20 protein-coding genes are annotated in these 22325 nt (G+C 43.0%); 14 read left to right on the top strand and 6 right to left on the bottom strand.

Annotated elements, in window-relative coordinates:
• Positions 1-36 precede the first annotated feature (36 nt).
• A complete protein-coding gene (locus tag RM556_RS04175; protein ID WP_311373924.1) occupies positions 37-840 on the top strand; it encodes a M48 family metallopeptidase in 804 nt (267 codons plus the stop codon).
• Between the two features lie 155 nt (positions 841-995).
• Positions 996-1943 (top strand): chemotaxis protein CheV, encoded by a 948-nt coding sequence (locus RM556_RS04170; RefSeq protein ID WP_311361992.1) that lies wholly within the window; start codon positions 996-998, stop codon positions 1941-1943.
• Between the two features lie 101 nt (positions 1944-2044).
• On the opposite strand, the gene RM556_RS04165 is transcribed toward RM556_RS04170, so the two are convergent.
• The gene (locus RM556_RS04165) at positions 2045-2869 is read right to left on the bottom strand and encodes a mechanosensitive ion channel domain-containing protein (protein ID WP_311361991.1); all 825 of its coding nucleotides are present in this window, start codon (positions 2867-2869) and stop codon (positions 2045-2047) included.
• 686 nt (positions 2870-3555) lie between these two features.
• On the opposite strand from RM556_RS04165, the gene RM556_RS04160 reads away from it, so the two are divergent.
• From RM556_RS04160 to RM556_RS04135, 6 genes are all read left to right on the top strand, one after another.
• Entirely contained in the window at positions 3556-4284 is a 729-nt protein-coding gene (locus RM556_RS04160) for a 16S rRNA (uracil(1498)-N(3))-methyltransferase (RefSeq protein ID WP_311361990.1), read from the top strand.
• 59 nt (positions 4285-4343) lie between these two features.
• The gene (gene gshB, locus RM556_RS04155; RefSeq protein ID WP_311361989.1) at positions 4344-5306 is read left to right on the top strand and encodes a glutathione synthase; all 963 of its coding nucleotides are present in this window, start codon (positions 4344-4346) and stop codon (positions 5304-5306) included.
• Between the two features lie 16 nt (positions 5307-5322).
• Positions 5323-5889, top strand: a complete 567-nt coding sequence (locus tag RM556_RS04150) for a YqgE/AlgH family protein (RefSeq protein WP_311373923.1) — start codon at positions 5323-5325, stop codon at positions 5887-5889.
• Positions 5890-6309 (top strand): Holliday junction resolvase RuvX, encoded by a 420-nt coding sequence (ruvX, locus tag RM556_RS04145; RefSeq protein ID WP_311361987.1) that lies wholly within the window; start codon positions 5890-5892, stop codon positions 6307-6309.
• A 207-nt stretch (positions 6310-6516) separates the two neighbouring features.
• On the top strand, positions 6517-7419 hold the full coding sequence (locus RM556_RS04140; protein WP_311361986.1) for a response regulator: 903 nt from the start codon (positions 6517-6519) through the stop codon (positions 7417-7419).
• Positions 7420-7573: 154 nt separating this feature from the next.
• Positions 7574-10264 carry an alpha-amylase family glycosyl hydrolase gene (locus RM556_RS04135; protein ID WP_311373922.1) on the top strand — a complete coding sequence of 897 codons (2691 nt, stop codon included), beginning with the start codon at positions 7574-7576 and terminating at the stop codon, positions 10262-10264.
• 12 nt (positions 10265-10276) lie between these two features.
• Here RM556_RS04135 and RM556_RS04130 read toward each other — a convergent pair whose 3' ends face one another.
• Complete coding sequence (locus RM556_RS04130) at positions 10277-12307, bottom strand: TonB-dependent receptor domain-containing protein (protein ID WP_311373921.1); 2031 nt, start codon at positions 12305-12307, stop codon at positions 10277-10279.
• 15 nt (positions 12308-12322) lie between these two features.
• Positions 12323-14398, bottom strand: a complete 2076-nt coding sequence (locus tag RM556_RS04125; RefSeq protein ID WP_311373920.1) for a hypothetical protein — start codon at positions 14396-14398, stop codon at positions 12323-12325.
• Between the two features lie 219 nt (positions 14399-14617).
• Here RM556_RS04125 and RM556_RS04120 point away from each other — a divergent pair, with 219 nt between their 5' ends.
• Complete coding sequence (locus RM556_RS04120; RefSeq protein WP_311373919.1) at positions 14618-14767, top strand: hypothetical protein; 150 nt, start codon at positions 14618-14620, stop codon at positions 14765-14767.
• 43 nt (positions 14768-14810) lie between these two features.
• On the opposite strand, the gene RM556_RS04115 is transcribed toward RM556_RS04120, so the two are convergent.
• On the bottom strand, positions 14811-15923 hold the full coding sequence (locus tag RM556_RS04115; protein ID WP_409220052.1) for a PilT/PilU family type 4a pilus ATPase: 1113 nt from the start codon (positions 15921-15923) through the stop codon (positions 14811-14813).
• Positions 15924-15947: 24 nt separating this feature from the next.
• The gene (locus RM556_RS04110) at positions 15948-16991 is read right to left on the bottom strand and encodes a type IV pilus twitching motility protein PilT (RefSeq protein WP_311373918.1); all 1044 of its coding nucleotides are present in this window, start codon (positions 16989-16991) and stop codon (positions 15948-15950) included.
• Between the two features lie 82 nt (positions 16992-17073).
• Here RM556_RS04110 and RM556_RS04105 point away from each other — a divergent pair, with 82 nt between their 5' ends.
• The 4 genes from RM556_RS04105 to RM556_RS04090 all read left to right on the top strand — a co-directional run bounded on the left by RM556_RS04105 (position 17074) and on the right by RM556_RS04090 (position 19972).
• Complete coding sequence (locus RM556_RS04105; RefSeq protein WP_311361979.1) at positions 17074-17763, top strand: YggS family pyridoxal phosphate-dependent enzyme; 690 nt, start codon at positions 17074-17076, stop codon at positions 17761-17763.
• Positions 17764-17798: 35 nt separating this feature from the next.
• Positions 17799-18620: a pyrroline-5-carboxylate reductase gene (proC, locus tag RM556_RS04100; protein WP_311361978.1), complete on the top strand. Its 822-nt coding sequence runs from the start codon at positions 17799-17801 to the stop codon at positions 18618-18620.
• Positions 18621-18655: 35 nt separating this feature from the next.
• A complete protein-coding gene (locus tag RM556_RS04095; RefSeq protein ID WP_311373917.1) occupies positions 18656-19195 on the top strand; it encodes a YggT family protein in 540 nt (179 codons plus the stop codon).
• 342 nt (positions 19196-19537) lie between these two features.
• Positions 19538-19972: a DUF4426 domain-containing protein gene (locus RM556_RS04090; protein WP_311373916.1), complete on the top strand. Its 435-nt coding sequence runs from the start codon at positions 19538-19540 to the stop codon at positions 19970-19972.
• 20 nt (positions 19973-19992) lie between these two features.
• Here RM556_RS04090 and yaaA read toward each other — a convergent pair whose 3' ends face one another.
• Positions 19993-20769, bottom strand: a complete 777-nt coding sequence (gene yaaA / locus RM556_RS04085) for a peroxide stress protein YaaA (protein WP_311373915.1) — start codon at positions 20767-20769, stop codon at positions 19993-19995.
• Positions 20770-21370: 601 nt separating this feature from the next.
• On the opposite strand from yaaA, the gene tal reads away from it, so the two are divergent.
• Complete coding sequence (gene tal, locus RM556_RS04080) at positions 21371-22324, top strand: transaldolase (protein ID WP_311361974.1); 954 nt, start codon at positions 21371-21373, stop codon at positions 22322-22324.
• Position 22325: the final 1 nt, after the last annotated feature.

Below are 22325 nucleotides of genomic sequence, written 5' to 3'. Positions count from 1 at the left end.
CTCCTGTATGGGGGCGTTTTTTTATAAGGAATTAATATGCTTCGCAGATTTATCATGGTCAGTTCCGCTGCATTACTGAGTGTAGCGCTAGTCGCTTGCACAACGTCGCCAACAGGCCGTTCTCAGTTATTGTTGTTTCCAGAGTCACAGCTGAGCGAAATGGGCGTACAAGCATTCGCTGGGATGAAGTCGGATATCAAAATATCTAATAAAGCGGTGCAAAATGAATATGTACAATGTATTGCTAAAAGTATCACTCAGCACGTGTCTAAAGACGTGTTTGATGGCGAATGGGAAGTCGTCGTTTTTGATGATGCTCAGGTAAATGCCTTCGCCTTACCTGGCGGCAAAATAGGCGTATACACAGGCTTATTAGATGTAGCAGTAAACCAACATCAAGTTGCTGCTGTTATCGGACATGAGGTAGGTCATGTAATCGCTCATCACGGTAACGAAAGAGTGTCTCAAAACGCCGTGATTGGCACGGGCCAACAAATTGTAAACCAAGTACTGCAAGCAAAAGAAGTGTCCAATAGCGGTTTGATTATGTCGGGCCTGGGTTTAACTACTCAATATGCTGTCGCCTTGCCATTTAGTCGCACCCATGAAAGCGAAGCTGATGAAATTGGTTTAGACTTGATGGCCAAAGCGGGCTTTGATCCCAAACAGTCAGTCGAGTTATGGAAAAATATGAGCAAAGCGAGTGGTGGAGAATCCCAAGCAGAGTTTTTCTCGACTCACCCAAGCCCTACAACACGTATCGAAGATTTACAAAGTAAAATGGACGCAGCGTTGATCACTTATAAAAGTGCAGTAAACCGTCCGAAATGTGGGCCTTAGTGTAAAGACAAAAGGAACTTGGCCGTTAACTCTATAGGCCGACAATACTTGTATCGTAATTAGCATTAATCACAACTCGGTTTTGCATACGCATACAGTGTTAAAATACGCGCCTCGCTGACGTTTAAGCGTGGTGCGATAAATAGAGTAAAAATATGTCCAACTTAATGTCGTCAATAGACCAAAGAACAAAGCTAGTAGGTGAAAATCGCCTTGAGCTACTTATGTTTAAACTTGGGTCTAGGCATACCTTCGCATTAAATGTATTCAAGGTCAGGGAGGTTATTACCGTACCTGCAATGAATAAAATGCCAGGCTCACACTATCATATCGTTGGCGTGACCAATTACCGTGGTAAATCTATTCCTATTATTGATTTACGCTCATCGATTCAGATGACAAACAACAATACCGCATATAAACCTGAAAACGTCATCATTACTGAATACAACAGAAGCGTTCAAGGCTTTTTGATTGGCCAAATCATGAATATTGTGAACACCAGTTGGAGCGATATTCAACCACCACCAAGCACTGCAGGTAAAAACAATTACCTTACAGCAATCACTCACTACGAGCAGGATGGGCAATCAGAGCTAGTCGAGATTATTGACGTTGAAAAAGTGCTTTCCGAAATTGTCGACTACGACACTACTATTAACGAAGAACTCTTAGATGAAGATATTGCCAAGCACCTCGTTGGCAAAAAGATTTTAGTGGTCGATGATTCTGCTACCGCCAGGTGGCAAATCAGACAAACGCTCACACAGCTAGGTTTAGAAATTATCGAAGAAAAAAATGGCTTACGAGCACTGCGCAGATTACAACAATGGGCCGATGACGGGATCAAAGTAACGGACGAAATACTGATGATGTTTACCGATGCTGAAATGCCAGAAATGGACGGATATCGCCTCACCGCGGAAGTGCGAGAAGATCCCAGAATGAGTAACTTGTTTATTGCTTTAAACACATCTCTCAGTGGCAGCTTCAATGAAGCGATGGTGAAAAAAGTAGGCTGTAATCGCTTTATATCTAAATTCCAACCAGACCTACTCGTCGAAGTTGTGCAAGATAGAATGAGAGAGGCTCTCTCAGCATAAAAAAACCACCGTCCTAAATGAACTAGGAACGGTGGTTTTTAATCTATAAGAGCGGCTAACACTCGCTTATCAAAAAGCAGCTCTAGTTATACAAATCCAGTTTAGTCTTGCTTCTGGACGTGCACATCCATTTGTGGGAATGGAATAGAGATATCTTCTTTGTCGAAACGCAATTTGACGGCTTCCGTGAAATCAAACATGACGCCCCAATAATCACCGGATTTGACCCAAGGACGAACAACAAAGTTCACACTACTATCACCAAGCTCGGCAACTGCAACAGTTGGCGCTGGATCAGCTAAGATACGATCATCTGCACCTACCATTTCTTCCAACACTTTTTTCGCTTTAAGCAGGTCGTCGCCATAGCCGATACCAAATTTCATGTCTACACGACGAGTATCTTTAGCGGAGAAGTTGATAATGTTTCCGCCGTAGATATTGCCGTTAGGAACAATAATTTCTTTGTTATCTGGTGTATTCATGATGGTAGAGAAAACACCGATACTGACTACAGAACCAGCTACACCACCCGCATCAACAAAGTCACCTTTCTTGAAAGGACGGAAGACAAGTAGCATGACACCCGCTGCAAAGTTTTGCAGAGAACCTTGCAAAGACAGACCAATTGCTAAACCGGCCGCAGCAATAATGGCAGCGAGGGAAGTAGTATCAACACCCAGTTCATTCAAGGCCGCAATAATAACAAACAGCATCAACACCGCGTTAACGATTGACTTGAGGAAATTGATTAGCATTTCGTCGTATTTTGACTTGGCTAATAACTTACCAAAAGCGGCAACTAACAGTTTCACAACAAACTTACCCACGACATAAATGACGATTGCCATTGCCAGGTCTATTGCAAAAGGAATGATATAATCGTCTAAGTATTTCGACATATCGTCTTGGGTGAAATCAAACATGGTACATATCCTATGTAATTTATTATTTTTTGTGTGTTTGCCTAACTACCGAACAAACTGTATATAAAGTATCATTAATGATAAATAAAACAAGCAGTAAGACACAATGAAAGCGCTACCGACAAGAGTGAGTTTCTGATCCAAATGACACATCCAGCACAGATTTGCACAACTTTTGTACTAAAAAGCAGTTGAAATTTAATTCATTTTGGCTAGACTTAGAAACACTTTGTAACTGGTCAGATTTCATACCCCGATGACTGTCGCTAATAGCAGACACTTTCATCAAGAGAATTTATTCACGTTTTACCCAGAATAAATCGTATAATGGCTAAAGTATGTAAGCTCTCCAAGGATGGGATTCATTTAACCGCACTGTTTAGTGCTCTACGTCATAGGATTTGGCAATGGCTATATATATTTTTGCGCTCGTTATAGTAACCGTAGTGTCTTTGTTTTTATTTTGTTTGAGTGAGTCAAAAGGACGCAATAGTCCTCATGCTCGAGGCAAGAAAATACGTCAAGGCAAAATATTTAGTCGCGCAGAGCAGTAAGCTGCGCGGCCTTGCTCGGCAACAAACCTTCAAATAATCACCGCACATTCGTTAGAAGATTCAGAGACCCAATCTACTGGACGTGATAATATACGTTTAACTTTGTAGTTAATTGGAAAGAAGAAAAGTCGCATGCGAATATCTCGCTTTTACGTTGATTGCTCACTGTCAGTAGACAATGAAATTCCCCTATCGCAAGAGCTCTGCCATTATATCAATACTGTGTTACGTTTGAAGCAAGGCGATCCTATCGTTCTGTTTAACGGTGATGGCAATGAATATAGTGCTGAAATACTTAGCATTTCTAAAAAGCAGCTCGTTGCATTAGTGAATACTCAATTGAGTATACGCAGCGAGTCACCCTTAAGTATTCACTTAGCCCAAGGCGTGTCAAAAGGCGACCGAATGGATTTTGCTCTTCAGAAATCAGTAGAGCTTGGCGTCACTGAAATTACACCAGTGATTACAGAACGCTGCGTGGTGAAGCTCAATGAGGAACGTTGGGCGAAAAAGCATGAGCAGTGGCAAAAAATTATTATCTCGGCATGCGAGCAGTCTGGTCGAAATGTTTTGCCAACCTTGCATCCGCCAATTGCCCTCTCACGTTGGCTAGGACAAAGCACCGAACAAAGTAAAGTCATTTTATCCCCAGGGGCAAGTACTTACCTTTCTCAACTTCCTCGCTCGGTGAAAGGTTTTAGGCTACTAATCGGTCCTGAAGGTGGGCTTTCTGAACAAGAAGTATATACCTGTGAACAAACCGGCTTTTTGAGCGCTAATATTGGCCCTCGAGTACTGCGTACAGAAACCGCAGCGCTTGCTAGTATCACAATTTTACAAGCGACTTTTGGCGATCTGTAACTTGAAATATGGGCATTAATGACCATTTAATAATTAGACATGAATAGAGTGGAAAAGCGATGAGTGCTGAGAAAAAACAAATCAAACTCGGAATAGTAATGGATCCTATCGACGCCATTAATATCAAAAAGGACACGAGTTTTGCCATGCTGACTGAAGCACAGTCGCGTGGTTATGAAATTTATTACATGGAAATGGGTGATTTGTACATTAACAATGGTGAGCCGAGAGCCAAGACAAAAACACTGAGTGTGAAAGACGACAGTGATAATTGGTTCACGTTTCTTGCTGAAAAAGATATCTGTTTGGGCGAGTTAGACACTTTACTCATGCGCAAAGATCCTCCCTTTGATAGTGAGTTTTTGTTCGCGACTCAAATTTTTGAACTTGCCGAGCATCGCGGATGTTTAGTCGTTAATAAAGCACAAGCCTTGCGGGATTTTAATGAAAAGCTTTTCACTTCGTGGTTCCCTGAACTGATCCCTGACACGCTCGTCACCAGTAACAAAGCGCTCATTCGAGAGTTTCATGCAAAACATAAAGATATTATTTGCAAACCTTTAGATGGCATGGGTGGAACCTCGATATTTCGAGTGAAAGAAGACGGCAACAACCTTGGTGTTATTATCGAAACACTCACAGAGTTAGGTACGCGTTATGCCATGTTCCAAGCCTACATGCCACAAATTTCTGAGGGTGATAAACGCATTTTGATCGTTGACGGACAAGTTGTTCCTTATGCGTTAGCAAGGTTACCCGCCAAAAATGAAACACGTGGTAATTTAGCCGCTGGCGGTACTGGAAGACCTCAGAAGTTGAGTGACTCTGATTGGCAGATTGCGGAAAAGATTGCAGCCAATATGAGTGAGAAAGGTCTGTTATTTGTTGGCCTAGATGTAATTGGCGATAAGGTAACGGAAATCAATATCACCAGCCCAACTTGCGTCAAAGAGATAGAAGCGGCTTACGATATTAATATTTGTGGCATGTTATTCGATGCCATTGAAAAAAGAGTGATATAGGACAAGACCAAGGTTAATGAAAAGTTTAAGTAGTTTACAAAATCAATTGCTTATCGCAATGCCATCGATGACTGACCGATATTTTGAACGTTCGGTGATTTATATGTGTGAGCATTCTGAAGAAGGGGCAATGGGCATTGTGATTAATCAGCCATCGACCATGACATTTCGAGAGCTAATTCACCAAGCGGATAAAGATGCCGTGGTTGAAGACTCAAAGAGCGAACAGATTGTGGTTTGTGGTGGCCCCGTCAATCAGGATCGCGGATTCATTCTGCATCAAACTCAGCCAGGCTGGGGCTCAAGCATTGCCGTTAGTCACGATTTAATGGTCACAACATCGAAAGATATTTTAGCGGTACTCGGCAATGACAAAGGACCTGACAAATCAATCGTGGCTTTGGGCTACGCAGGTTGGGAAGCGAAGCAGTTAGAACAAGAAATTCAAGACAATTCATGGTTAGTGGTTGAGGCTGATGAAGATATCCTTTTCAACATGCCAATTCATGCGAAGTGGCAAGCTGCAGTAAATAAGCTAGGAGTAGATGTGTGGCAACTTACTCAAGATGTCGGTCACGCATAAATGCAAAATCAAACGATCTTGGCATTTGACTTTGGTACTAAAAGTATCGGTGTTGCCATTGGTCAGAGTATTACTGGTACTGCCGCTCCTTTATCAGCGTTGAAAGCAAACGACGGCATTCCTAACTGGGAGGCCATTGAAAAGCTCATTGAGCAATGGCAGCCTAATGGCTTATTAGTTGGTTTGCCGTTAAATATGGATGGTACTGAGCAAGAAATTACGCAACGCGCCAAAAAGTTTGCGAATCGATTACATGGTCGCTATGGCCTAAATGTCGTCACACATGACGAGCGCTTGAGCACCGTTGATGCGAAAGCAAGGCTGTTCGACCTAGGTGGCTTTAAAAAACTGAGTAAAGACAAGGTTGACAGTGTTTCCGCCTGCCTTATCTATGAAAGTTGGTTAGAAAACACCTTCTAGCATCGACTAGAGTCTAAAAAACACTCAATTCTTGTTTGAATTTTACATTATTTATTGCAAACATTACTATCTTAACCGTATAAGTTTTCCCTTACAGTTAAGCGCTTTCATACTCATACTGTGCAGTCTGAAGCATAAAGCTTCGTTATAGGCTCCTAGCGCTAGATTTTAACTAAGAGTCACATTGATGTTTCACAAAGGTGTATAGTGAATAATAAAAGTAAAGTGCTTATCATCGATGATGACTTAACCAATCTAGAAATTGTTAGTCAGATATTGAAGTCTGAGTACACTGTCAAAACATCACATTTGCCGCCAGAAGGGATAGAAGCAATAGAGAGCTTTGCGCCAGACCTAATCTTAATGGATGTGAAAATGCCTGGCATGGATGGCTTTTCTGTTTGTAACGAAATTAAACAAAACCCAAAGACTAAAGACATTCCCGTTATTTTCTTATCTGCATTTGCACTGGCTGATTTTCAAGAAAAAGGATTCGCTGCAGGGGCTGTAGATTATATTACCAAGCCATTTATCGGTGAAATACTCAAAGCGCGTATCAGAGCACATTGTCAAACGCATACCAAATTAGCGAACTATCGAAATCAAGTACAATTCGATGCCAGTACACTTAACCAAAACAATCAAAAATTTCATCAACAACTGCGCTTTGAATGCGCTAGAGCCCGTCGAGCAAAGGGTTCGTTGGGTTTGCTAGTTTTCAAGGTTGATGATTTTGAGTATAAATTAGCCGATTACGAAGCGGAAGAAATGACAACCGTCTTAATAGAAATGACGAATACCGTTAGCCGCGCCGCAGCAAGGCCATACGACCAGTGTGTTCGCGTTGGCGAGAATGAGTTTGCTGTTATATTACCTGAAGCAGACCTGCAAGGATCCGTGCTAGTAGCAAACAGGATTAAACAAACCCTAAGCCAAGAAGCCGTTAGCTTCGATATTGCCGGTAATGACCTGCTCACAATCACCATAGGTGCTTCGTCATTAACTCCGGAAAGTCCAAATGATTTTATTGCCCTGTATGATGACGCAAAAGACGCACTGCAAAAAACGAAACTTAGCGGCAAGCACAATACCATTGTCTTCAATGGCTAAGATCTTCGGTATCTAAGACACAACGCTATTCCGCTAACAAACTGTTTACAATCGTATTCATAGGCCTCTTTCTGCATAGTTTATTGAAACATTGAAGGACATCAATCACACTCTGGCGTACCTGATTCGTTTTTAATCAAAGTGATCTGCGCTTATGACAGCAAGATTAGCAACTTATTCTCCTTTCCATCACATCGTTGTATTTTGCCGATTTTTGGTATGCTTATTATCCGTCAGCGCCCTATCAGCTTGCCAATCTGATAAAGCCTCTACGTCGCAACTTGCTTCACCTGATTGGGGAGAGCAAAAGGTGTATTTTGTGTTGCTAGACAGGTTCAATGATGGCGAGTCTTCGAATAATGATTTTGGGCAAGGTGAATACTCACCAACCCAAGAAAGCCATTTCAACGGCGGCGATATACAAGGTTTAATCGACAAGCTTGATTATATTCAAGGGATGGGTTTTACCGCCGTTTGGGTCAGCCCGCCGGTGTTGAATCAGTGGTGGAGTCCAAAGGCTGAATATGGCGGCTATCATGGCTACTGGGCTAAGAACTTCAAACAGATAGATCCCCATTTTGGAAATCTGGATGACTATAAAGCACTGGCTAAAGCGCTGCATTCAAGAGGAATGTATTTAATTCAAGATATTGTTGTAAACCATACTGGAATTTTCTTTAGCTACAAGGGAAACGAATTTAATCCAAACTCCCCCCTCACTAACTTCTACCTTAGTGCACCAAAAGAAGACACATATGACGCACCAACTCAGTCCCCTTTCGACCAAATTAATTTGCTAAACCCTAGCCATGAAAAAGCCGCTATCTATCACTGGACGCCAGAGCTTGAAAACTTCGATAGTGTTGAGCAGCAATATACCTATCAACTCGGAGGCTTAGCAGATCTCAATACCAGCAACGAAGCAGTACTTGCGGCATTGAAAGAGAGTTACAAATATTGGATAGAAGAAGTGGGAGTAGACGCCTTTCGAATCGACACTGTGAAGTATGTGGAACACGATTTTTGGCATCGCTTCTTGCATGACGAAGATGGTATTTATCCTTTTGCTGAGTCTCTCGGTAAGAAGCACTTTCTAACGTTCGGCGAAGTGTTTCAGTTTTCAGAGCCTCTGCAGAATGACGGTGAAAAAGCCATCGCAGAATACCTAGGTACCGGTGAGAAACCCGAATTGAACGCAGTGATAAACTTTCCATTGTATAAGGACATTTCTCGCGTATTCGCCCAAGGTATCGCCACTGAAGAACTTGCCTACCGTTTGCAGCAGCATATGGAGGTGTTTCCTCACCCCAGATTTACGCCTACTTTTATCGACAATCATGATACTCCCCGCTTTCTTGCAGGAGGTAGTCAGGACGCGATGTTGCAGAGTTTAGCCTTGCTTTATACCACCCCAGGTATTCCAGTGGTGTATCAAGGTACAGAGCAAGCCCTCCTAGAAACTCGCCAAAGTATGTTTGCCGGCGGTTTTGCATCTCAACAGTCACATTTCAATACCCACTCTTCTTTTTATATGCATATCCAAAAGTTAGCCGCAATTCGAGAGCAACAAAGTGCCTTTACAGAGGGTAAATTGCGTATTTTAAAAAGCCAATCATTTGGTCCGGGAGTGCTTGCCTATCAGCTCACGTCAGTGCACGAGCATAGCGATAAGAGTGAAAGTGCGCTTGTCCTTATGAATACAGCAGAGCACACCGTTGTCACCGGTAACATGAGTACTTCCTTTGGGGCAAACAATCAATTAAACACTCTGTTCGCACACAAGGTCGAGCCAACACAGTCTATTGTCACAAATAACAACGGTGACCTACAACTTGTGCTGGCCGCGCGGGCGATCATGATACTAGAGAGTGGCCAAACCTTTAGTACCACAAGTCATGGAGAACCATCAAAACAAACGCTAGCGCCATTTTCAGTCAATGGCCTCGAAAACATCGCCGGTCTCACGTTTACCGACGATACCGGCATTCAAGGAAGCAGTAATCGACCCAATGCCCAACTTGCTTTCATACTCGACGGTATGTGGGATGAACGTATCACTGTGAACACTGACGAAAATGGGAACTGGGACTACACTTTGCAGATAAAAGATTTGGGTAGAATGACTAAGACGCTGATGATTTATGACACCGCAAGTCAAGCGCTCAGTGAAACGGCTACTTTTACCGCAGTGCAAAACCGTGCTACACAAGAAGTTCGGGTAAGCGATCCACAAAATGACGATGTTGGCCCAACAGGCACTTACCAGAACTTGCAACATACGCAATCGGGCAAGCAAAGAGATATCCTTGAATTACAAGCTAGGACCGGTGGCACAAACTTACAAATCACCGTTAAAATGCAAGAAGTCAGTGAGGTATGGGCACCTGCTTTTGGTTTTGATAACGTCAGTTTTAGCCTCTTTTTACATGTACCTGAGTTAGCAAACAAAAACGCTAGCGCAACCTCAGTTTTGCCAATGATGAATGCTTCGGTGCCTGAAGGCTTCAACACAAACACTTGGCACATTGGACATGTTGCCTTCGGTTGGGGAAACTACTTATTTGATGCGTCAACGGCGAATTCTGAACGTCGCGGACAAAACCTAGGCAGCGCCCCGGCTATACACGTCAACCATGACGAAAACACTGTGACATTTACTTATTCAGGAAAAGCCATGGGGATAAGCGATTGGTCAAACACGAGCATTTACATTAGCACTTGGGATATTGCAGGTGAAGGTCACTACCGAAAAATATCAAAAGAAGGCGGACTCTGGGAGTTTGGTGGGGGCGACAGTACTTCCCCCAAAGTGCTCGATGATGCTTTTCTACAATTGCACAATTGAAGCTACGCTGGATTAATGTCCGCCGAAACGTATTCTCAAGCCAGCATTCACAATAAAGCCATCGTTGCGTGACCAGATGTCTGTGGTCCACTGTCCAGCGGCTGAGCGAGACGGCAGCACGAGCGGATCTTCTTTGGTTTGGCGAATATCTAAAAGATTTTCAAAGTTAATAAACCAACTAATATTTCCAATCGTTTTTTCGCCCATTAAGCCTAAGTGCCAGTAGGTGTCACTGTGATTTCGGTAAGGGTTATCGTCTAAGCGTTGTGTACCAGTATAGTACGCTTCAAATCCCACACGAAATTCGCCATGCCTTTCCCACATAGCGACTAAACTTGCTGAGTGCTTGGGTGTAAGAGCAAGCTTTTGTCTACGCTGGGTATTTTGATCGTATTCTGTTGCATCTAAAAACAGATAGCTGGCAGTGAGTTTGAAGTCATTCCACTTATACCGCAGTAAAACCTCTGAGCCATAAATACGTGATTCTTCCTCAGCATTTACCAACCGGACACGGTCTAGCTCGCCGTTATTTTCTGCAGAAAAAGCAACTAACTCAGTAACGCCATCAACCTTTGAAGAGAATAAGGTGAGTTTAGTTTCAAGTTTATCGATTTGATAACCTATATCTAGCGATGCTGTTTCGGCTCGTTCCTCTTGAATATTGCTTAATGGTGATAGGCGACTTAAGCCGGCAGCTTCAATTTCCTCAACAAACGGTGTTGGCGCAAAGTAACCCTGACCATATGATGCTCTGATGGTCCACAATGCAGGGCGGTAAAGGAACGACACTCGTGGACTGAGTTGTTGACCAAATTCACTGTGATCGTCAAGTCTGGCACTCACCGAACTTGATAAGTTATCGCTAAAATCATAATCAACTTGACCGAAAATACCAGGCGCGGTGTAATCAAAATCAAACATTGGAAAGTCTTCTGACTCAAAGCGCTCCGATTGTAAGGCAGCCCCTACAACCCATTGCATATCCACAGTATAGCCAGAGATTGAGCTTTCCAACAAATAGGATTCATGGCGATCATCTTCAGTTCTTATACCAAATTGTTTAGCATGTCGTTGTGTCATGGCAGAACTACGCACATTCCATGTTAACGTATCTGCAAGTGGACCGGTGGCAGTTAAGCCCAGATCGAAGCGTTCGCTGTCTTGGTTTTGCTGAAAATCAAAACCGTCTGATAACAGCAAGTTTGTGCGAGTCCCGCCATCGCGATTCTCAGTCATCGCGCCAACCGTCGCGTATACACGTGCGCCATTGTCACTTTCCCAGAACAAGCGTGGGCGCAGGGTATAGCGTTCGTAACCCGCCATATCTATCCAGCCATCGTTATCGAAGTCTTGCTCAGCTTGATGGTGAGCACCTGCAGTAATTGAAACACCGCTTGAATTATTCAGCGGGCTGGCTAGGTACGTGGTCAAGTCTTGCCCATCACGACTTGTGCTATTCAACAATAATTCAGCTTCGAATTCATCGCCCGGCTCTCGCGAAATCAAGTTTATCACGCCGCCCATGGCTGAACCGCCATAGAGTGAAGAGGCCGAACCCTTGATTATTTCTACTCTTGCTAAGTCTGTCGGGGGTATCTGCAACAAACCAATGGAAGCTGCCTGACCGCCATATAAGGGTAGACCGTCATTCAACAGTTGCGTATAGCGCCCATATAGGCCCTGTAGCCGTATATTTGCGCTACCCAAAGCAGGTGACGTTGTTTGCACTCTGACGCCGCCTGTTTCAGCCACCAGCATTGAAATATTGCCGGGGCGCATGATAGCTTTTTCGGTCAGTTCTTCTTGATTGATTACTTCAACTCGAATCGGTTCACTATCAACTGTTCTGCCAGAACGCGTTGAGTTTACTTGTATTATTTCAACCTCATGTTCATGCTCATCGCTATGAGAATCGTGATGCTCATCTGCGTCATGATGCTCATGTTCCTCCTTTGACTGTGCAAAAGTAACGCTTGAAAAAGAAGAAAAACAGAACGCAGCAAGCAAAAGTGCGCTGAAAGCATGAAAGCGAGGAATAAGCACTACAATAAAATCCTATTAGAAAATATTAAAAGGTTGTGAGGTTGCTTGTTCTATTGCTGGAAATTGACTGGCTAAATTTTCGAATAATAAGATATCGACTACTTTTAAGCGATGAAGCCTACGATAATGCGCAGTGGTCAACTCTGTCCGAGCAAGCAAGCCCAAAATAAGTGACCCATAATCATACTCGAAACCAGCGCTATTTGCCATATCGAGGGCTAGCATAAGCGCATCTCTGCCTTTCGGAAAACCAGCTGTATATTTCGCTTCGGGCCTCTCCAATTCGTTCAACAAACGAATAGCTTCATCAACCGAATAGTTATTTAGTTCGTGTACGATAGCGCTCGGAAAAGTATCTGGGTGAGCGAAAAACTCTTGTTTCACCTTGCCGTAATAGTCAGCAATTTCAAACAAGCAACTACCCGTCGTTGTATTGTTATAGTCGATAAACTGGGCTAAAGGAAAGCTTGCATAAACGCCCTCTAGGTCAAATTCTTCACACAATTTTTCAACTAAAAATTGGCGTTGGAATAAATCCATTTCAAGTTTGGAAAGTGCTTGAGAGAGCTGAGAAAAGTCAGCTCGAATATCATCAATGCTATCCACTGCATCCTCGATATCGCCAGTATTCGAGGTGTTGCTCAAACTTTGTTTGTAATAGACATCGACTAAGGTTGGTGAGGTCAGGGCTAAATGATCAACCTGCGCCTCAAAAGATAGGTTCGGCTTTAGGAATGGCGTAATATCAGAGATCATGTTCAAGCCAGGAAGTTGGTTTTTCCACGCTTGTTTTAAAGGCGCACAAGTGCTTTTTTTATCTGCATATTCGCGTCGACTCTGGTTTAGTTTTTCTGCCGTATCATCAAAGTAAGTGCGAGTTTCAGTATTTAAATTACTGGGCTGCGCGCTAACTAGCTTTCGATAAACTTGAGCCTTTATATCCAAAGCCTTCATTTGATCACGCAGGTCGTCATTGATGATAGACCCTGGATATCCCATCAGCTGCATTTTTTTCAATTGTTCATTCGGCCACAGATGTGCAGCATGCTCGAAGTTACGCAAAAGCAATATCATTTCCAATTGTTCATCGCTCAAAACGGCGCGCTCTGTGGCAATCATTGCTTGCATCAAAATAGTATTCACCGGAGAAAACGTAAATTGCACATTGGTCAAACTATCTTGTTCCAATAACAGTTGCAGCACATCGATACTGTTAGTTTCAATTGCAACTTGAAGTGCCGTTTGAAGCTTTCTGTACTTGGTATAAGCAGGCTTATTGGAAAAGTCCATAGATGCAAGTAAGCGACTGACAGAAGCGGTATCTGCGCCCGAGCGAATCGCCTGATTTAGCATCGCATGTGTGGCTGGCACGACATTAAGAATAGCTTCAATGTTTATATTCGACTTCGTTGCTATGGCGTGCCCTACCATCGTCTCAGGGGAAAGTAGCGTCTCTTTTTGTCTAACTCGTGTTAGCAAACCTTTCTTTTCCGATAACTCTCGGAAGTCCTTCATTGACTCAGATAAAAGACTCAAGTCACCATTATTCAACGCGAGAGAAATCTCTTGTAGATTTTTCATCATGTCTTTTTGGAATTGGTTTGGAGCTGAGCTCGAATTATGATGTTCATAATTTTTACGCAAGCGTCGTAACTGATAAAGATTAATTTGCGATAAGGCTTCTTGCGCATCTACTATGCCTAACTCATGCATATGCATGACTGCCAACGCCCATTGTTTCTCATCATTAATTTTGGTCAATGCCGTATCAAAACGCTGGCGCACTACTTTTTGCCTGTAATCGATATTCAAAAGTTCTTGCTGACAGGTATTATGCAATCTACTCGCTTCGTACATCGAGCTTAGCTCGCTTGCACTAAAGTCTATTTTAGTAATGATTGAGGCTTGCTTTGTAGTAGTGGCTGCCGCTTGGTCACTTACCTGCTCGATAACAACTGTCTTTGCAGTTATTTCTGCCGATGGTGTAATTGATTCTGAAGAATCGGGAGTATTAAACGGATATAGAAAGGCGCCAACGCCAATGATGACCAGTGCGCTTGCACCTATAGTAACAACCAAGTTGCTTTTCATAACAACTCCTTTTGGTTTTGAATGCATTGTTTTTTTATTGCTTTAATCCCTACTCAATCATGTGTGATATGACATTGCAGCGCTAATTTGGATACAAGCATAACCCATCTAAAAAAACGATTACTATAATCTATTAAAATCGTTTTATTTAATCAATTATTTTCACTATCTTTGTCTTAACGACATCTTGAAACGATAAGGCAAATAAAGGAGCCAAGTATGACAAAGATAATATTAGAAATTAACAAACGACTATTACTGATCAAACAAAACAAAAAAATCCAAGTTTGCAATTACAAAGATAACTATTATGGAGATCAGCACTGTTGCAGTGTAGACCAAGTGAAACTGAAACAGCCTACGCAATAATACAAAAGAGCAGTCAGATTTCTCTGCACTGCCCTTTTTTTATTTAACCCATATCTATTGAGACGTTACTTAGGCTGCCTAAGCCTGTACCCTCATCACTTGATAGTTTAAACATCAAGCGTAGATCATTCGGCGAATCAGCACTGTGCATTGCTTGGTCTTCACTGATTCGATTCTGTTTGACGAGTTCGAACAGTGCCATATCAAAAGTTTGCATGCCTTGCTCTTTACCTTTCATCATCGCTTCTTTTAAGCTGCCAATTTCATTGCGTTGAATGAGGTCAGCGACCAAAGGCGAATTCAACAAGACTTCAATAGCGGCTACACGCCCCTTACCATCAATCGTGGGCACCAATTGTTGAGCAACAATGGCACGAATGTTTTGGCTTAAGTCAAAGCGTAGTTTTTGGTGAAGTTCTTGTGGCGCCAAGTGCATGATACGTTCTATTGCTTGGTTTGCGTTGTTTGCGTGCAAGGTAGCTACACACAAATGGCCAGTATCGGCAAAAGACATCGCATATTCCATGGTTTCCATGGAACGGATCTCACCAATTAAAATAACATCAGGCGCTTGTCTCAGGGAGCTTTTCAATGCATCGTCAAATGTGTGTGTATCAATACCCACTTCTCGCTGGGTGACGACACAATTATTGTGATCATGAACAAATTCAATCGGATCTTCTATTGTTAAGATATGGCCATGTGAATTCTGATTTCGATGTCCAATAAGTGCTGCTAATGAGGTCGATTTACCAGTACCTGTGCCTCCAACGAACAACACCAGGCCTTTTTTAGCCATGATGATATCTTTCAATACAGTTGGTAAGCCAAGCTCATCAGCTTGTGGGATCTGAGTGACGATTCGGCGTATTACCATACCAGCTTGGTCTCGCTGCCAGAATGCGCTGCAACGAAAACGGCCAATACCATCAACAGCTATAGCAAAGTTACATTCTTTCTCTTCGGCAAATGCGGCTTTTTGTTTGTCCGTCATCGCGTCATGAACCAGTTCTAGTGCTTCACTTTCGGTCAGATTCATTGCCGTCAACGGCGTCATTCGACCGTTAATTTTAGCACTGACTGGCATACCAACGGTGATGAACAAATCTGACGCTTCATTCGCTACCATGTCTTGCAAACACTGATGTAAACCCATCATAACTCTATACTCCTAAACGAACTACATGCCAATAGAAGGCGCTTTGTCCGTAGACTTAGACGCAGCATCATTCGCCGTGATTACACCCATTGCCACCAAACGCTGTAAACACTGATCCATTGTTTGCATACCATGTTGCTGCCCGGTTTGGATTACTGAATACATTTGCGGTACTTTATCTTCACGGATAAGGTTTCTGATGGCAGGAATACCAACCATAATTTCATGAGCAGCAACTCGCCCACCGCCCACTTTTTTAAGTAGCGTTTGAGAAACAACAGCTCGTAAGGACTCTGACAGCATTGAACGTATCATTTGCTTTTCTTCTGCAGGGAATACATCAATGATTCTATCTATGGTTTTTGGTGCCGAGTTGGTATGCAGCGTACCGAATACTAAGTGACCGGTTTCTGCGGCAGATATCGCTAAGCGGATAGTTTCTAAGTCACGTAGCTCACCCACTAGAATAACGTCTGGGTCTTCCCGCAATGCAGAACGCAGCGCGTTATTAAAACTTTTCGTATCGCGATGGACTTCACGTTGATTCATCACGCACAATTTGTTTTGATGCACGAATTCGATAGGATCTTCAATCGTAAGTATATGCTCACGCTTGTGTTGATTAATATGGTCTACCATTGCCGCTAATGTGGTACTTTTACCCGAACCTGTCGCACCTGTTACCAATACAATGCCGGTTGGCTGATCAATAATTTGTTTGAAGATTTCTGGGGCACCCAGTTGATCAAGTGTTAAAATTTCACTTGGGATCGTACGTAGTACTGCTGCTGCACCGCGGTTTTGTACAAAAGCATTAACCCGGAAGCGAGATAAATCTTTAATTTCAAAAGAGAAATCGCATTCTAGGTTTTCTTCGTACTCTTTACGCTGCATGTCATTCATAATACTGAATATAAGCGTATGAACTTGTTTATGATCGAGTGGGTCGACGTTGAGTCTCCGCATTTCTCCGTCAACACGGATGATAGGTGGTAATCCTGCGGTCAAATGTAAGTCTGAAGCTTTATTGCTTACACTGAAGGCTAATAGTTCGTTAATATCCACTGTGGGTGACTCCAAAAATAGTTGCGTCTTCGAGCGCGTGTTGTATTACTGAAAATTTCATAAACCTTATGAGAACCAAACGATGACAAATCAAATCGCCGAAAACCTCGAGGCCATTCATGCCGAAATTCAGCATTGCGCGCGACTGGCTGGTCGTGCTGCGAACAATATTGAATTGTTGGCCGTAAGTAAAACCAAACCGGTATCGGATATTGTTCTTGCGTATGAAGCCGGACACCGTTCATTTGGCGAAAATTATGTGCAAGAAGGTGTCGACAAAATTGCAGAACTGAAGCATTTATCTGATATCTCATGGCATTTTATCGGCCCGTTGCAGTCAAACAAGAGTCGTTTAGTTGCAGAAAATTTCGATTGGATGCATTCACTCGACCGTTTAAAAATTGCCAGTCGTTTGAATGAGCAACGACCAGCCTTCGCCGAGCCATTGAATATTTGTGTACAAATAAACATCGATGAAGAAGAAAGTAAAGCAGGTGTACTACCAAGCGAACTGATGCCTTTGCTAGAGCAGCTAGCGCCCTTGTCTAAGCTTAAAGTCCGGGGGCTGATGGCTATTCCAAAGTCGAGCAAAGTGAAATCAGAACAACTTGCCAGTTTCCAAAAAATGCATGACTTATTCGCGACTTGTCAGCAAAAGTACCCGCAATTTGATACCCTATCGATTGGTATGAGCGCCGATTTGTGTGCAGCAATCGAAAACGGATCAACAATGGTCCGGATTGGTACTGCTATATTTGGCGCTCGCGACTAGTTTCAACATGCTATTTAGTGAAATAAAGGAGATCCATGCAAGCACGTAGACTGAGTTTTATTGGCGCGGGAAATATGCCCAGAAGTATTATTAGTGGTTTGGTAAAAGGTGGCTACGATCCCAAGTTGATTACTGCCTCCAACCCCTCACGACCTAAACTCGACGCATTAGAAAAAGACTTTGGTATTGTGACAACACAATCGAATCATGAAGCATGCGACAAGGGCGACGTTGTTATCCTATCGGTGAAACCACAAATCATGGCCGACACCTGCAAAGACTTAATAGAACATTGCGACATTCAAGGCAAGCTAATGGTGTCCATTGCTGCTGGTATCACCACCGGTCGCTTAATGGAAATGCTGGGTGATTACGCCAAAGTAGTTCGTACCATGCCGAATACTCCCTCGTCTCTAAGCTTAGGCATGACTGGTTTATACGCTCCAGAGTCAGTTGACCTAGAAGACCGAGATTTCATTGCTTTTGTGTTAAATCACGTTGGCAAAACCCTTTGGGTCGATACTGACGAACAGATAAATACGGTTATTGCCGCCGCCGGCAGCAGCCCTGCTTACCTGTTCCTATTCGCGCAAGCCATGCAAGATGAAGCCATGGCAATGGGCATGAGCAAAGATGACGCTCGTTTGTTAGTCCAACAGGCCCTGTTAGGCAGCGCAGAAATGATTTGTCACAATCCAGAACTTGAATTAAGTGAACTTCGGGCCCAAGTTACATCTAAGGGTGGTACAACCCATGAAGCGATCTGTACCTTTCAAGACAACCAACTTGAATCCATTGTGAGCAAAGCGATGCAAGCTGCCGTAAGACGCGCAGGCGAAATGGCGAACGATTTTTAAACGCCAATTATAGATAACTGAAAAGAGAAGCAACTATGCAAGCAACCTATACTTTATTGGACTTTTTATTTAACACCTACGCAATGATTGTGCTTGCAAGAGTGTGGTTACAATTTGCCAGGGCGGATTTTTACAATCCTCTGAGCCAATTTGTAGTGAAAGTCACGCAACCTGTAGTTGGTCCAATGCGCAGATTCATTCCTGCCATCGGCCGGATAGACAGCGCGACACTGCTATTCGCTTACTTAGTGATTGTACTCAAAGTTATCGTTATGCAATTGATATTTGGCACTGGCATGCCGCCTATTATTCCAGCCATTATTGCGAGCCTATTTTTGCTGCTAAAGGTTGCCTTCAATCTGCTTTTCATTGTTCTTATTATTAGAATGATTCTGAGCTTCGTTAGCCAAGGAAATAACCCGATGGAATACGTGTTGCACCAACTCACTGAGCCAATGCTAGCACCTATCCGTCGCTTTATTCCTGTCATTGGTGGCCTTGATTTCTCCCCCTTGGTACTCATTTTAGGGACTCAGTTCATAATCAATCTCATTGGCGAGTATGTGCGTATATAACTAGTAGGATTGAATGAGTAGGGATGACAGCGAGGGGTCGTCATTCCTGCGCAGGCAGGAATCTAGGTCCCCGCCTTCGCGGGGATGACAAAGAGGGTTGGTCATTCCTGCGTATGCAGGAATCTAGGTCCCCGCCTTCGCGGGGATGACAGCGAGGGGTCGTCATTCCTGCGCAGGCAGGAATCTAGGTCCCCGCCTTCGCGGGGATGACAAAGAGGGTTGGTCATTCCTGCGTAGGCAGGAATCTAGGTCCCCGCCTTCGCGGGGATGACAGAGACATTAGCGGGGATGACAGAGGCCTTTGCGGCGATGACAGTCAAATAGACAACAAAGGAGAAGAGTATGCGAGTATTGAGTTGGTCGTTTCTGGTGGCAGTATGTTTAGGTTTACTGCTCCCCAGTGTAAGTCAAGCTGAGCAGAAAAAGACGCTGGGTCAATGGGATGTTCACTACATTGTATTAGACACTACCTTCCTGACGCCTGAAATTGCAAAAGCAAATCAAATCGTGCGAAGCAAATACAATGCTTTGGTAAATATTTCTGTCTTAGATAAAGACACCCAAGAAGCGCAAAACCTATCAGTCACAGGCTCAGCTAGAAATTTATTAGGAAGCAAAACAGACCTAAACTTTAAGAAGGTTGTCGACGGTAAAGCTATCTATTACCTTGCTGTTCTGTCACATGATCACAGAGAAACGTTTCGGTTTGACGTGACTGTTCAGCAAGGCAATAAACAAGAAGTGCTCAAATTCCAAGAGGAACTTTACGTTAACTAAGTACCATTTCTCAGTATTGTCTATTTTAGTTCAGCTCGCTTGAATACGAGTTCATTCGGCGAGCTGTCTGCTTCACTGTAGTGATATCCAGCCAAATCAAACCCTTTTAAGCCTTCAACATCGGTGATGCGATTTTGAATAATGTATCGCGCCATCAAACCACGAGCCTTTTTGGCATAGAAACTGATTATTTTGTACTTGCCATTTTTCTCATCTTTGAACTGTGGCGTAACGATATTTGCATTCAGCAACTTCTTTTTAACAGACGAGAAGTACTCATTACTTGCTAAGTTTACTAATACTTGTTGGTCGCCATCGGCAAGTTCTTCATTCAACGCATGAGTGATACTCTCACCCCAAAACTCATAGAGTGATTTACCACGATTATTTTGAAGTTTAGTACCCATTTCAAGACGATAAGCCTGCATCAAGTCCAGTGGTTTTAATAAACCGTAGAGCCCTGAGAGAATCCGCAGATGCTTTTGAGCGAAATCAATATCCGCTTCCGATAGTGAAGCTGCATCTAAGCCCCCATATACATCACCATTAAACGCAAACACTGCTTGGCGCGCATTATCAGGCGTAAACGGGGTGGTAAAACTAGCAAAGCGCTCGGCATTTAAAATGGACAGTTTATCGCTGATATGCATCAAGCTCGCCAAATCACTGGGCGCTAGCTTCTGGCATGTTTCTACCAGTTCTTCAGCATCTTTCAACATACTTGGTTCAGTGAACTTTGTTGTTGGCAAAGGGGAATCAAAATCGAGGTTTTTTGCGGGTGATACAAGCATTAACATAGTGCTTTTTCTTTCCTTACTGATTTAATTAATCTGTGTTTTTACAATTCGACAGTCTGTGCTTACTGAGCAATAGCTTATTTTCAAATACCGTACTATCTAATACCGCACTACCTAATACCTTGCTTACAATAAAGCACGCCCTGATGTTCGCCCTGTCTTGTTCTTTTCTACGCAGTGATATCAATAATTGCTCATTCCACAACTAATTTTGTTGACGGAAATGTTTGCATACGATAGTAATGATGTTGGTACGAACCCTCCAAATTACAAGGCCAAAAGCAAGATAAACGCCCTCAAGTAAAACTATCACTGACCATTTTCAGCAAAACACGTAGCAAACTGACTCGTCTAAACAAAGCAGCGTTTTCTTTTGGTCATAATCTATATTTTCATAATATAAAAATCATCATTCACAACTAGCCAGAATGTCATACAATCTGTACTCTATAGGAGGCTATAGTTCCTGACTAAACACCTTTTACCGACGCTATTTTACTCAAAAATTTAAGCCACTTGTGATTTTGAATAAGATAGTTTCATATTACCGACAAAAGATTATCAACACGAACACCAATTAGACACAAATAATGGGAAAATAATGACAACACAACTAGAATCATTACGCACGTTAACTACCGTTGTTGCCGACACTGGCGATATCGACGCAATCAAAAAATACCAACCTGTAGATGCGACAACCAACCCGTCGCTACTTCTGAAAGCAGCTTCTTTGCCTCAATATAAGCAGTTAATCGCAGATGCCGTGAAATGGGCGAGCGAACAATCCTCTGACACTGAACAGCAAGTGATTGATGCGGGAGACAAACTGGCAGTCGCTATTGGTAAAGAAATTGTTGATGTGATCCCTGGCCGTATTTCAACTGAAGTTGATGCACGATTGAGTTTTGACACAGCTGCGACAGTGAAAAAGGCCCATAAGTTAATAAAACTATACGCCGATGCTGGCATCGATAAATCGAGAATTCTCATTAAGATCGCATCGACTTGGGAAGGAATCAAAGCAGCCGAACAACTTGAGAAAGAAGGTATCAACTGTAACCTTACTTTACTCTTCGGTTTTGCCCAAGCTCGCGCTTGCGCCGAGGCTGGCGTGTTTCTGATTTCTCCATTTGTTGGTCGTATCCTCGACTGGTACAAAGCTAGCACAGGAAAAGCTGCGTTTCCGGGAACAGAAGATCCAGGTGTTATTTCGGTAACTGAGATTTACAACTATTACAAATCACACGGTTACAAAACAGTCGTGATGGGTGCAAGTTTCCGAAATATCGATGAAATTTTATGCCTTGCTGGATGTGATCGCCTAACAATTAGTCCTCAGTTATTAGAAGAACTTTCGAATACAGAAGGTGAAATCAAGCCTTACTTAGTTGATAACGGCAAAGTGAAAAACCCAGGCGAACTGATTAATGAAGCGGACTTCCGTTGGCAGATGAATGAGAATGCCATGGCAACCGAAAAATTGTCAGAAGGCATAAGAAATTTCGCCGCCGACCAAGTCAAACTAGAAACCTTATTAAGAGACATGCTGTAAC

The organism is Alteromonas sp. W364, assembly GCF_031846205.1.
GTDB lineage: Bacteria > Pseudomonadota > Gammaproteobacteria > Enterobacterales > Alteromonadaceae > Glaciecola > Glaciecola blandensis.
Note: the sequence above shows the minus strand (reverse complement) of the source record. Positions and strands in the feature narration are given on the sequence as shown.